Genomic DNA, 12,773 nt, shown 5'->3' with positions numbered 1-12,773 from the left:
TCGCAGGCTGAACAGCAGCCGCACCCAAGGAGCCACTTCATGAGCGCCCAACAGTTCCTGGCGGACTTCCACCACGTGGCCACCATCGGTGCCACGCCGGCCAACGGCGTTGACCGGCAGGCAGCGACCGATGAGGACCGCCAGACCCGCGACTGGTTCACGCAGTTCGCCACTGCCCGCGGCTGGCACGTCCGAGTCGACGGGATCGGCAACATGTTCGCCCTTCTCGAGTGGAGGCCCGGTGCACCCTACGTGCTCATCGGTTCCCACCTGGACAGCCAGCCGCTCGGTGGCCGTTTCGACGGCGCCTATGGCGTCATCGCGGCACTCCATGCCGCCGAGAAGGTCGAGCGCCTGGTGGCTGCGGCCGGCGTGGGGCAGACCGTGCCGCCGTACAACCTGGCAGTCGTCAACTGGTTCAACGAGGAAGGCGGTCGCTTCGCGCCCTCGATCATGGGCAGCTCGGTCTTCGCCGGTCTCATGGACGAGGACGAGATGCTCCAGGTCCAGGATCTGGCCGGGACCACGGTGGCCGAAGCCCTCGAACGGATCGGCTATCGCGGACAGGACGAGCGTCCACAGGTGGCTGGGTATGCCGAGATCCACATCGAGCAGGGCCGGATCCTCGAGCGGGAGGGGCTTGACCTGGGCGCCGTCGACTTCAGCTGGTACACACAGAAGCTCGACATCGAGGTGCTGGGCGAACAGTCTCACACCGGCGCGACCGCAATGTCTGACCGGCACGACGCTCTGGTGGCTGCGTCGAAAGTGGTGGTCCTCGTCCATGAGGTCACGCGGAAGTTCGAGGACGAGGCGTTGGTCTCGTCCGTCGGCCACCTGACGCTCGAGCCCAACTCGCCCATCGTGGTTGCGCGTCGGGTCCACCTGGTGGCCGACCTGCGCTCCGCCTCACCGGAGATCGTGGCGGAGGCCCGGGCCTCGCTGTTGGAGAGCATCGAGGGCGTAGCGAGGGAACACGACCTGACGATCCACGTGAACGACTTCGACGTCCGACCGATCCAGCACTACCCCGAGGACGGCATCGTGCTCGTGGAGAAGGTCGCAGCCGACCTCGGACTCGGGGTTCGCCGCATCAGGACCATGGCCGGTCACGACTCGGTGGCGATGAACCGGATCGTTCCGACCGTCATGATGTTCATCCCGTCAGCCGGTGGGGTCTCGCACTGCGAGCGGGAGTTCACCAGCGACCAAGACATGGTCTCGGGCCTCTCGGCCCTGACCGAGGTCACCTGGGAACTGGTGAACGGGGCGTTGGACGACGGTCGGAAGGGGATCGCAGAGCGCGCCATGGCGATGGAGGGGTGACCGTGAGCACCGGCACGGCGGGCGGGCTGGCTGACCACGACCTCGAGCACGCGAGGGACGGAGGCCTGCACCACCTCGACGCGGTCTCGGCCCTGGCGGCGTTCACGTCGCTGGAGCTGTCGCCGGTCGAACTGCTGCGCGCGGTCGTCGAGCGTGCGGATGCCGTCAACGGGGATCGGGTAACTGGCATCAACGCCTTCACCGAGACGCTGTTCGACGAGGCGCTGGAGCAGTCGCGGGCGGCCGCCGACCTGTATCTGAAGTGCGCGTCGACGGGGGAGACGCCACCCGCGCTGCTCGGCATCCCCATCGCGACGAAGGAGAAGCACGGGATCGCCGGGCGCAGGATCGAGCAGGGGCTGCACGCGCATCGCGGTCGCGTCGCGGGCGCAGACCATCCCGTCGTGGCCCGCATCAGGGATGCCGGTGCGATCATCCATGCGCGAACCACCTCCCCGGAGTTCAGCTGCGCCACCGTGACGCACAGTGCCATGTGGGGCGTCACCCGGAATCCCTGGAACCGTGCCGCCTCTCCCGGCGGCTCGTCCGGAGGAGCCGGCGCGGCGCTGGCCGCGGGGATGACGACCCTCGCCACAGCGAGCGACATCGCCGGCTCGACGCGGGTCCCTGCCGGTTTCACCGGAACCGTTGGCTACAAGGCCCCCTATGGCCGTATCCCGGGTCAGGCGCCGCTGGCCGCCGACTGGTACCGCGGAGACGGGCCGATGGGCCGAACCGTGGCAGACACGGAGCTGCTCGCCCACGTCCTCTCGGGGCGCCATGCAGCGGACCACTCGTCCTGGGGCCCCACCGCCAGCCGCCCGACCGCCACACCACTGATCGAGCGTTTGGATGCATTGGCGGGCAAGCGAATCGGGATCTCACTCACGCTCGGTGACTACCCGGTGGCACCCGAAGTCAAGGCGAACACCCTGAAGGTGGCCAGTGCCCTCGAGTCCGCGGGCGCGGTCCTTGTCGACGTGGCCCTCCCGTGGACGACGTCACGCATCGCGACGATCATCTTCACCCACTTCGGACACATTCTCGGTCCAGCGATGGAGCGCGAGACGGCCGGGACCGAGGAGCAGCTGGCGCCCTACACACGCCAGTTCATGGCGGATGCCCGAGCCGCAGCAGAGCAGCGGTCCCTCGTCGAGTCGCTCGAGCTGGACGCGGCGTTGCAGGCAGAGCTGGCCGTGGCGATGGAGGGCGTTGACGTCCTGATCTGCCCGACGTCCGCGGTCACCTCGCTGGAGGCCTCGGGCCAGTACCTCGACGGAATCGAGGTCGAAGGTCGCAGGCTGGGCCACTACTGGGAGGCCCACCTCACCAGCCCGTTCAACGTGGCCAATCGCTGCCCAGTCCTTGCCGTGCCCAGCGGACTGGCTGCCAACGGAGTTCCGACGGGAGTCCAGATCGTGGGGCATCCCTTCGACGAGGATGCGGTGTTCGCCGTGGGTGCAGCCGTTGAGGCGTTGCTCCCGCGCGTCCCCTGGCCCACGCTGAGCTGATCCGGAGATCGGTTGGCCTCGCCGGGTCACGCGCAGGCACCCAGCGCAACTCGAGTGGCCCCACTGTCCCCAGCCTGCCTGTGGAGAGTGGGGCCACTCGAGCGTCCGGGTGCTGGGAGCCAGCCCAGCGGCATACGGCCTCCTGGGGTTATCGCGTGTCGCTCGCCGCGCGCGAGCCAGCCGACCTCAGCACCGCCTGGCGGCCGGCCTCGAGACGCGCCACGGGCACCCGCGGGGGAGAGCACGACAGGTAGTCGATGCCGGCTCCGGCGAAGAAGCCGATCGACGTCGGGTCGCCGGCGTGCTCACCGCAGACGCCCAGCTCGAGGTCGCGGCGTGTCGCGCGGCCCTGCTCGACCGCGGTCCGCACGAGCGCGCCCACGCCGACCTCGTCGAGCGTCTGGAACGGGTCGGCCGCGATGATGCCCTCCTCCCGGTAGGCGGCGAGGAAGCTGGCCTCTGCGTCGTCGCGCGAGATGCCCCACGTCGTCTGCGTCAGGTCGTTCGTGCCGAACGAGAAGAAGTCTGCGTGGGCAGCCAGCGCCCCGGCCGTCAGCGCGGCCCGCGGCAGCTCGATCATGACGCCGACCGGGATGTCGAGCGTCGTGCCGTGCCGCGCAGCAACGTCAGCGATCACCGACTCGAGCCGCTCGCGCGCGGCCGAGAGCTCGGCGACCTCCGCGACGAGCGGCAGCATCACCTCGGGCCGCACGTTGCGGCCCTCCGCGAGGAGCCGTGCCGCCGCTTCCGCCAGAGCCCGCACCTGGACCTCGGCCACCTCCGGGTGGACGAGGAGGAGTCGCACGCCGCGCAGCCCGAGCATCGGGTTCGCCTCGTGCAGACGCCGGACGGCGGCCAGGCGCTTCTCGGCCACCGGGTCCTCGGCCTCGCCCTGGGCGGCCGCCACCGCGGCGGCCACGGAGAGGTCGACGAGGTCCGGGAGGAACTCGTGCAGTGGCGGGTCGAGCAGGCGCACGACGACCGGCAGCCCCTCCATGACGGTCAGGAGCGTCGTGAACTCGTCGAGCGCAAGTGCCTCGATCTCCTCGAGCGCGCCCGGCGCGTCGTCGTCGGTGACGACCCGCTCGACCAGCGCGCGGCGGGGGCCCATGAGCATGTGCTCCGTGCGGCAGAGGCCGATGCCCTCGGCGCCGTAACGCCGCGCGGTGCGGGCCTCCTCAGGAGTCTCGGCGTTGGCTCGGACGCCCATGGTGCGGCGCTTGTCCGCCTGCTGGAGGAGACGGAGCACCGCGCCGGCCGTGGGGTCCGCGGGGGGTTCCGTGGTCGCGTCGGACGCCGTGGCCTGGATGGCCGTCGCGACCACGCTCGCCTGGATCTCGCGGCTGCCCTCGAAGATCTCGCCCGTGCTGCCGTCGACCGACACCACGGTGCCCTCGGCCAGGACGTGGCTGCCGTTGAACGTCGCGACCCGGCCGACCGGATCGACGAGCATCTCCTCGATGCCCGTCACGCAGGTCTTGCCGAGCCCCCGAGCGACGACTGCCGCGTGCGACGTGAGGCCGCCCCGTGACGTGATGACCGCCTTCGCGGCCAGCATGCCGCCGAAGTCGTCGGGGCTCGTCTCGGGACGCGCGAGGACGACGTCGCGCCCGAGCCCGGCCCACTCCATCGCCGTCGCAGCGTCGAAGACGAGCTGGCCCACCGCGGCCCCCGGGCTGGCTGCCAGGCCGCCGGCCAAGGGACTCGCGGCACCGATCTGGAACGACGGGTGCAGCAGGCTCGTCAGCTGGTGGCCGTTGACGCGGGTCAGCGCCTCATCGAGGTCGATGACCCCCTCGTCGGCCAGCTCGACCGCGATTCGGAAGGCCGCAGCGGGACTGCGCTTGCCCAAGCGCGTCTGCAGGATCCAGAGCCGCCCGCGCTCCACGGTGAACTCGACGTCGCAGAGGTCCCGGTAGTGGGTCTCCAGCGTCTGCAGGTGGCGGGTGAGCTCGTCGTGGATCTCGGGGTCGCGGCGGTGCAGCTCGGACAGGTCCATCGGGCTGCGCACGCCGCTGACGACGTCCTCACCCTGGGCGTTGGGCAGATAGTCGCCGAACGCCCCCGGGGCACCCGTCACGGGGTCGCGGGTGAAGCAGACGCCGCTGCCGGAGCGGTCGCCGCGGTTGCCGAAGACCATCTGGACGACGTTGACGGCCGTGCCCAGGTCGTCGGGGATGCCCTCGTGGGCCCGGTAGAGGCGGGCGCGCTCGCCGTTCCACGAGCGGAAGACGGCGCGCACGGCCTCGCGCATCTGGGTGCGCGCGTCCTGCGGGAGCTCCTTGCCCGTCTCGGCCATGATGAGCTCCCGGAAGGCCGCAGCGAGCCGTTGGAGGTGGGCGTCGTCGAGCTCGGCGTCGGTGGCGACCCCGGCGTCCGCCCGGGCCTCGGTCAACAGGTCGTCGAACCGCGCGCCTTCCACGCCGAGGACGGTCCGGCCATACATCTGCGCGAGCCGGCGGTAGCTGTCCCAGGCGAAGTGCGCCTCGCCGCGCTCCGCCAGAGCGGCGACGACCTCGTCGTTCATGCCGATGTTGAGGACGGTCTCCATCATCCCCGGCATGGAGAACTTGGCCCCTGACCGCACCGACACGAGCAGCGGCCGGTCCGGGTCGCCGAGGACGAGCCCGGAGCGCGTCTCGAGGTCGGCGAGCGCCGCGTCGACCTGGTCCCACAACCCCTCCGGGTCACCGCCCGCCGCGAGGTAGGCGCGGCAGGCCTCCGTCGTCACGATGAACCCGGGAGGGACGGGCAGTCCCAGGCGGGTCATCTCGGCGAGCCCGGCGCCCTTGCCCCCCAGCAGCTCGGCCATGGTCCGGTCGCCCTCGTGGAACTCGAGGACGAGCGGGCGGCCACTGGTGTTGATCGGCATGGTCAGGTCCGTTGCGGTCATGGCAGTCTCCAGGCCTACACGGCGGGCCCTGCCTCATATCGCAGGCTGACGAGGGGTCCCGCCTTCCTGCATCGTGCGTCGGATACCCCTAGGGGGCAGTAGGGACTTTGGTCCCGAGCCTTCGTCACGCTCCTCAGCTGCCGGCGCTGTGACTCTCCTGGTGCTCGCACTTGAGGACCGAGCCGGGGCCGGGGTGGATGAGCCCGGAGTGCCCGTCCGACCACTCGACGAGGTAGGGCGGCGCCCCGTCCTCGCCGTGCACCTCGCGGATCGTGCCCTCACGGACCCGCTCGCCGACGTGCTCTGCGGCCATGGTGATCCGGTCTCCGACGGCTGCCTTCATGAGTGTGGTCCTCCTCAGACGGTCCGGCTTCGTTGCCCTCCAAGCACACCACTAGAGGGGCCTCGGCCGGAAGGGGTGACGCGAGGATCACGTCGTGGGCCGAGGCCGGGCCCTCATCCCTGCGGGGACTCGGGGCCGCTCGGCGACGACTGACTGAGGGCCGGGCGATCAGTCGAGCAGGACCCGCTCGAGCAGCCTCGGGATGGTGACCGCGCAGTCGATCTCCTCGCGGATGCGGCGGGCGAGGACCCGGCTCGCCTCGGGTTCTCCGTGCACGACGTGCACGGTCTCTGGCCGTTCGGGCAGGTCCGCGAGCCAGGCGACCAGCTCGTCGGCGTCGGCGTGCACCGAGAAGTCCTCGACCTGGAGGACCTCGGCCCGGACGCGGACGTAGCGGCCCGCGATCTTGAGCTCGGTCGCTCCCTCGAGCAGGGCCCGACCGCGAGTCCCGGCTGCCTGGTAGCCGGTGAGCATGATCAGGTTCTGCTCGCCGGGGAGCAGGTGGCGCAGATGGTGGACCACCCGGCCCCCCGTGGCCATGCCCGAGGCGGACACGATGATGCTCGGGGTGCCGGGTGTGTTGAGCCGCATCGACTCCTCTGCGGTCCGGGCGGTGCGCAGCTGGCGCATCCCCTTGATCGCCTCGAGGACGTCGCTCCTCACCTCGTCGCGGTGGGCGGGGTCGCGGTAGACGTCGAGGGTGGCCAGGGCCATCGGGCTGTCCACCCAGACCGGGACGTCCGGGATGTCACCCCGAGCGAGCAGGTCAGCCAGGGCGAGCAGCACGACCTCCGTGCGGTCGACGGCAAAGGCCGGGATGACGACCGAGCCGCCGCGGCCGATCGTGCGTCGGATCGCCGCGGCCATCACGGCATGGGACGGGTCGACCTCCGGATGTGCTCGGTCTCCGTACGTCGACTCGAGGACCACGGTGCGGGCCGCGGGGGAGGGCTCCCTCCCGTGCAGGATCGGGTGCTGCGGCCGTCCCAGGTCACCCGAGAAGAGGACGGTCGAGTCCCCGGTCGTGACGTGGAGGCTCACCGAGCCGAGGATGTGGCCGGCGCGGAGCAGCCGGACGTCGATGGACTCCGGTGCGTCCGGGCCACCGAGGTGCAGCAGCCGCTCGGGGCCGCACGGCGTCAGGAGCTCGATGGCCCGCTCGGCGTCCTGGGTCGTGTAGAGCGGGCGCGGCTCGGCATGGCGCGACCACCCGTAGGTCGCCGCGTTGGCTGCCTCCTCCTCCTGGAGGAAGGCGCTGTCCCGCAGGACGATCCGGGCGAGCTCCGCCGTCCCGGCCGTGCAGTGCACCGGCCCTGAGTAGCCGTCGCGCACGAGTCGCGGCAGGTAGCCGCAGTGGTCGAGGTGGGCGTGGGAGAGGACCACCGCATCGATCGTCGCGGGGTCCACCGGCGGTGGGTCCCAGTTGAGCCGCCGCCACTGTCGCTCGCCCTGGAAGAGGCCACAATCGACGAGGACCCGCCGGCCTCCCGCCTCCAGGAGGAACTTGCTTCCCGTGACTGTCCCCGCGGCCCCGAGGAAGGTCAGCGCGCTCGCGGCCCGTGCCTGCTGCACCGTCATCACCACCCTCGTCCATCGTGTCGCGCACGACCTGGGTGGGCGCCGGAATGTGGCGCAGGAGTCAGGAGGCGAGCCTCTTGGCGCTCTTCTCGGCCTTGGCCGTCGCCTTCTCGAGCTTCTTGTGCGCCTTCTTCTCCTTGCGCGTCAGCTTCGTGTGCTCGAGCGCCTTGGGGAGGTGTCCGGTGGACTGGCGGTAGTACTCCGCCGCCTTGCGCTCGGCGGCGACCTTGGTGCCGGCCATGATCATCCCGGAGAGCGCGGTGAAGGCGATGACGTCACGGGTCTTCTCGTTGTCGTAGTCGCCCCGCACCGGGACCGGCTTGCCGGTCGCGAGCTTCCACCCCTTCGAGGCGACGGTGGTGGCGAGCTTCGTCGCAACAACCGTCGACGTGACGGTGATCGCCTTCCACGCGAGTCCGCCGAGGGGTGAGTGCTGGTCCTCGTCGGGGGTTGTCACGTCATGCTTCGCCGCTTTGCTCGCCTTGGCCATGGTGTGACTGTACCCACGGCGGTGGGGGTAGAGTCGGGCTGAAAACTGAACAGCACCACCCTATTCACGACAGGGGAGCGCAGTAGCGCTGAGAGTGCGGCCCACCAGACGCGTGAGGCCGCAGACCCTCGAACCTGCTCCGGTTAGCACCGGCGAAGGGAGTCGGTAATTCTCAGGACACCCACGCGCTCCGTCATCTCATGGCGCATCAGCTCGACGGCCATGCACTGACGGAGATCGTTGGTCGCCCTCCCCGAGGTCTCCACCATCTCCAAGGACACCACGGGAGTCACTCATCATGACCACATCCAACTCGGTCCGGCCCGACGAGATCCGCGCGTCCGGACCGCTGCCGCGCTGGCGGACCATCGACCTGCTCACCTGCGCCTTCCTCGGCGTCGCCTTCGGCGTCGCCTACTGGGCCTGGGGGCTGGTCTACGAGACGCCGTCCAACGTCATCTCGGCGGGGTTCCCGCCGCTCTCCGCGCTCCTCAACTGGCCCTGGCTCGTCGCCGGCATCGTCGGCATGCTCGTCATCCGCCGGCCCGGCGCCGCCGTGTTCACCGAGCTGCTCGCCGCGGTGGTGTCCGCGCTGATCGGCACCCAGTGGGGCATCACCACGCTCGTCTCGGGCCTCGTCCAGGGCCTCGGCGTCGAGCTCGGCTTCGCGGCCTTCGCCTACGCGACCTTCCGGTGGGGGCCGCTGCTCCTCGGCGGCTTCCTCGGCGGCGCGTTCGAGGCCGTCTACGAGTGGTACTCCTGGTACCAGGAGTGGGACCTGGGCTACAAGGTCGCCTACCTGTTCCTCTTCGGCGCCTCGGTCGCCGTCTTCGGCTCGATCGTCTCCGTCGCCCTGACTCGCGGGTTGGCCTCAGCGGGGGCCCTCAACGCCTTCCCGCCGGGCCAGGAGGTCAGGGAGCGTCACGCGGTCTGACGGGCACGCCAGAGCCATGCCCACGACGGAGCCCCGGCCCGGAGCCCGCTCTGCGACGACCTCGACGCAGGGCGGAGCCGAGCGCGCTTCGGCGCAGGCCGGGGCCGCCGTTCGCGTCGCGGACCTCACGTGGCGCCCCTACGGCCGGAGCCGACCGGTTCTGGCCGGCTTCGACCTGACCGTCGAGCCCGGCGAGCGCGTCCTGCTCGCCGGGCCGAGCGGCTCCGGCAAGTCGACGCTGCTCCGGGCCATCGCCGGGCTGCTGCTCACCGCGGACTCGGGCGACCTCGCGGGGTCCGTCAGCGTCGGCGGCGAAGCGCCGCAGGACCGCCCCGGCTCCGTTGGGCTGGTCCTGCAGGACCCCGGGGCAGGAGTGGTGGCGTCGACGATCGGCCGCGACGTCGCCTTCGGACTCGAGAACGTCGAGCTGCCCCGCGGGGACATGCCTCCCCGCGTCGCTGCGACGCTGGCGGAGGTCGGCCTGACGATGGACGAGGGCAGTCCACCTGGTGCGCTGAGCGGTGGCGAGTCGCAGCGGCTCGCGCTCGCCGGCGCGCTCGCCATGGAGCCCCGGGTGCTGCTGCTCGACGAGCCGACGGCGATGCTCGACGCTCTCACGGCAGCCTCCGTGCGCAGCCTGGTCGACACCGTGACCCGCCGCAGGGGGCTGACGCTGCTCGTCGTCGAGCACCGGCTCACCGGCTGGGTCGAGCTGGTGGACCGGCTCGTCGTGCTCGGCGCGGACGGCACGATCGTGGCCGACGGGCCGCCGCGAAGTGTCCTGCGTGAGCACGGCAGCAGGTTGGCCGCCGAGGGGATCTGGGTCCCCGGCTTTCCGGAGCCCGAGCCGCTCGAGATCGAGCTGACGCCGTGGCCGGGCGACAGTGCCGGGGCGGGCAGCGTCGGCCGAGGCGAGGTCGTCCTGGCCGCGCGGGACGTCACGGTCGAGCACCGCACCCGTCGCCTGGGCGCCGAGAGCCGCACGACGACGGCCGTGAGCAGCGTCGACCTCGACGTGCGGGCCGGCTGCGTCGTGGCGCTCGTGGGGCCGAGCGGATCCGGCAAGACATCCCTCATGGGCGCCTTGGGCGGCCTCACCGCGCCGGCATCGGGCCGCGTCGACTTCGCCCTTCCGCTGACTCCGGGCGGCTCGGCCGGCGCCCTCGACGCCAAGGGCCGCGTCGAGCCGCCACATGAGTGGTCCTCGACGGACCTGGCGCGCGTCGTGGCGTGGGTTCCGCAGCGGTCCGCCTCGGCCGTGGTCGGACGCACCGTGCGCGACGACGTGCTCACGACGCCGCGGGCTCTCGGCCTCGACCCCGAGCTGAGCGAGCGGCGGGCGGACGAGGTGCTCGCGGCTCTCGGGCTCACCGGCCTCGGCGCGGCGGACCCTCGGCACCTGTCCGGCGGTGAGCAACGCCGGCTCGCCGTCGCCTCGGCAGTCCTGCACTCACCGGCGCTCGTTCTGGCGGATGAGCCCACCGTGGGCCAGGACCGCCTGACCTGGGCCGCCGTCATGGGGATCCTGGAGGCGTCCCGGGACGAGGGCGCCGCGCTGGTGGTGACAACCCACGACGACGGGGCCATCGGCCGGGCCGACGAGACGCTCCGCCTCACGGCGCCCCCACCCTCCCCGCCACCGGCGACACCAGAACGGCGGCCCCTGGTGGCGAGAGTGGGCCCTCTGGCGCTGCTCGCGGTGGGTCTGAGCGTCCTCCCGCTCCCGGCGCTGTTGGAGTCCTGGCGCCAGGGGTTGGCAGTCCTCGGCGTGGAGCTGCTCCTCGGGGTGATCGGCCTGCTCGCTCCCGGCTCTGGCCGGCGGCCGGTCGGGCGAGTCCGCGGCGTCCTGACCCGCCTCGCCCCCGCGGGGCTCGCGGTCGTCGGTGTCGCGTGGTCGGCCTGGCTCCTCGGTGGACGCGACCTCGAGGTCGCCGCGGGCGCCGGCCTACGCGTCCTGTGCCTCGTGGTCCCCTCGGCCTTCGTCGTGGGCTACCTCGACCCCGAACGCCTCGGTGACCAGCTGGCCCAGCGACTGCGGCTGCCCGCCAGGCCGGTCGTCGCGGCCACCGCTGCCCTGCAGCGGGTCCAGTCCTTCGACGCCCTGTGGGACGAGCTGATGAAGACTCGTCGCGTGCGTGGCATCCGCGCCGACCGGGGAGTCGTGCCGAGGATCCGAGAGGCGGTCGTGGTGACCGGCGGCCTCCTCGTCGGCGCCCTGGGGCAGGCGGCCAACCTCGCCCTCGCCATGGATGCCCGCGGCTTCGCCGAGGCGCGCCGACGGACCTGGGCGCGCGATGCGCCGTGGCGGCTCGCTGACACCTTGGCCCTCGTGGCCGGGCTGGTCATCGTCATCGCAGGGTTCGCCGCGCGTTTCTTCCTGCCTGCCTGAGGCACCGTGGGCTGGGAGCCGGCCCAGCGGCATACGGCACCTGCTCCGTCGAGCACTCGGTGAAGGTCCGTCAGGTGTCCCCGATGCCGTGGGAGCGAACAGGGCAGAATGGGCGTCGTGCGCAGACCTTTGACGTATGCCGCTGGGCTGGCTCTCGTGGTCACCTCCCTCGTGGGGTTGGCTGGCTGTGGTCAGCCGGAGGTGGCGCCCACGGACGATGGCACGGTCAGCGTCCCGATCCAGCCGACGATCACGCCCTACGAGACGGGTGCACCGTCCGCGGACCCGTCCGAGGCCGTGCCGGGCGGCGCGTTCGACCTCGAGGCGATGCTGACGACGCAGTCGTGCGAGCAGAGCGGCGGCGTGTGGAGCTATGCGGGTTCGTTCGCCAACACGACCGCCGAGCAGCTCGACATCGGGGTCGCGATCTCCCTCGTCTCCACCACTGACCTCGATGTACTCACCGTCCACGAGGTGGACCTCGCCGTCCCGCCCAATGAGACGGTGCCGGTGGAGGCGGCCGCCTTCTACACGAGCCAGGACGTCGACCCGGCCACCGTCCAGTGCCTCACGGGCGTCACCGAAAAGGGCCACTGACCGTGCGACTCTTCCTCGTCCGGCACGGTGAGACACACGCCAACGTCGCCCGCCAGCTCGACACGGCCGTCCCCGGCCTGCACCTGACGGAGGCCGGCGAGCAGCAGGCGAAGGACCTCGCCGAGCGACTGTCCAGCGAGGACCTCGGGGCGATCTACGTCTCGGACCTCCTGCGGGCGCAGCAGACCGCCGAGCCCCTCGCCGCCGCGCTGGGGCTCGACGTCGTCGTCCTGCCGGGGCTGCGCGAGATCCAGGCGGGGGACTACGAGATGTCGACGGAGTGGGGGCCGTTCGTCGACGCGGTGAAGCGCTGGCGCGACGACCCGGAGCACACGATCCCGGGTGGCGACTCGGGCATCGGCTTCATGAGCCGCTACGAGGCGGCGATCCGCCGCATCGCGGGCGACGGGCACGAGTCAGCGGTCGCGGTGAGCCACGGCGCGGCCATGCGGGTCTGGGTGGCGGCAGCCACGAACCTCGACCCGGGCTTCTTCGACGCCCGGCGCCTCGACAACACGCTCGTCGTGACCCTGGAGGGCGACCCCGACGCGGGTTGGCGCCTCCTCGCCTGGGGAGACGAACCCATCACCCATGACTGAGCCAGCGGGGGCCGCCGCGCATCGCACGGGCGCCGGGCACCGCACGGCCACCGCCTGGCGGTTCCTCGGCCTGGCTGCCGCTGCCGCCCTGGCCGCCTCGTCCTGGGGGTCCG

The 12,773-nt window shown here is 71.7% G+C and carries 10 protein-coding genes and 1 riboswitch; of the genes, 6 read left to right on the top strand and 4 right to left on the bottom strand.

The window, feature by feature from the left end:
• Positions 1-39: 39 nt before the first annotated feature.
• On the top strand, positions 40-1,326 hold the full coding sequence (locus OO014_RS01825) for a M20 family metallo-hydrolase (protein ID WP_272460551.1): 1,287 nt from the start codon (positions 40-42) through the stop codon (positions 1,324-1,326).
• A 2-nt stretch (positions 1,327-1,328) separates the two neighbouring features.
• Positions 1,329-2,837, top strand: coding sequence for an amidase (locus OO014_RS01820; RefSeq protein WP_272460549.1), 1,509 nt, complete (start codon positions 1,329-1,331; stop codon positions 2,835-2,837).
• A 148-nt stretch (positions 2,838-2,985) separates the two neighbouring features.
• Here the strand turns inward: OO014_RS01820 and ppdK are convergent, their stop codons facing one another.
• The 4 genes from ppdK to OO014_RS01800 form a co-directional block, all read right to left on the bottom strand.
• A complete protein-coding gene (gene ppdK, locus OO014_RS01815; RefSeq protein WP_272460548.1) occupies positions 2,986-5,730 on the bottom strand; it encodes a pyruvate, phosphate dikinase in 2,745 nt (914 codons plus the stop codon).
• Between the two features lie 133 nt (positions 5,731-5,863).
• Positions 5,864-6,073: a DUF1918 domain-containing protein gene (locus OO014_RS01810; protein ID WP_272460547.1), complete on the bottom strand. Its 210-nt coding sequence runs from the start codon at positions 6,071-6,073 to the stop codon at positions 5,864-5,866.
• 168 nt (positions 6,074-6,241) lie between these two features.
• Positions 6,242-7,651 (bottom strand): MBL fold metallo-hydrolase RNA specificity domain-containing protein, encoded by a 1,410-nt coding sequence (locus OO014_RS01805; RefSeq protein ID WP_272460545.1) that lies wholly within the window; start codon positions 7,649-7,651, stop codon positions 6,242-6,244.
• A gap of 61 nt (positions 7,652-7,712) precedes the next feature.
• Complete coding sequence (locus OO014_RS01800; protein WP_272460544.1) at positions 7,713-8,141, bottom strand: DUF4235 domain-containing protein; 429 nt, start codon at positions 8,139-8,141, stop codon at positions 7,713-7,715.
• Between the two features lie 61 nt (positions 8,142-8,202).
• A riboswitch (TPP riboswitch) is annotated at positions 8,203-8,319 on the top strand.
• Positions 8,320-8,439: 120 nt separating this feature from the next.
• Between OO014_RS01800 and OO014_RS01795 the strand changes: the two genes are divergently transcribed.
• The 4 genes from OO014_RS01795 to OO014_RS01780 all read left to right on the top strand — a co-directional run bounded on the left by OO014_RS01795 (position 8,440) and on the right by OO014_RS01780 (position 12,660).
• Positions 8,440-9,075 (top strand): ECF transporter S component, encoded by a 636-nt coding sequence (locus OO014_RS01795; RefSeq protein ID WP_272460542.1) that lies wholly within the window; start codon positions 8,440-8,442, stop codon positions 9,073-9,075.
• Between the two features lie 16 nt (positions 9,076-9,091).
• Positions 9,092-11,464 carry an ATP-binding cassette domain-containing protein gene (locus OO014_RS01790; RefSeq protein WP_272460540.1) on the top strand — a complete coding sequence of 791 codons (2,373 nt, stop codon included), beginning with the start codon at positions 9,092-9,094 and terminating at the stop codon, positions 11,462-11,464.
• Positions 11,465-11,581: 117 nt separating this feature from the next.
• Positions 11,582-12,061: a hypothetical protein gene (locus OO014_RS01785; protein WP_272460539.1), complete on the top strand. Its 480-nt coding sequence runs from the start codon at positions 11,582-11,584 to the stop codon at positions 12,059-12,061.
• 2 nt (positions 12,062-12,063) lie between these two features.
• Complete coding sequence (locus tag OO014_RS01780) at positions 12,064-12,660, top strand: histidine phosphatase family protein (protein ID WP_272460538.1); 597 nt, start codon at positions 12,064-12,066, stop codon at positions 12,658-12,660.
• The last annotated feature ends 113 nt before the right edge of the window (positions 12,661-12,773 follow it).

This window comes from Intrasporangium calvum (genome assembly GCF_028446585.1).
GTDB classification, from domain to species: domain Bacteria; phylum Actinomycetota; class Actinomycetes; order Actinomycetales; family Dermatophilaceae; genus Intrasporangium; species Intrasporangium calvum_A.
The sequence above is the reverse complement of the archived record's forward strand: the minus strand, read 5'-3'. Positions and strand labels throughout refer to the sequence as shown.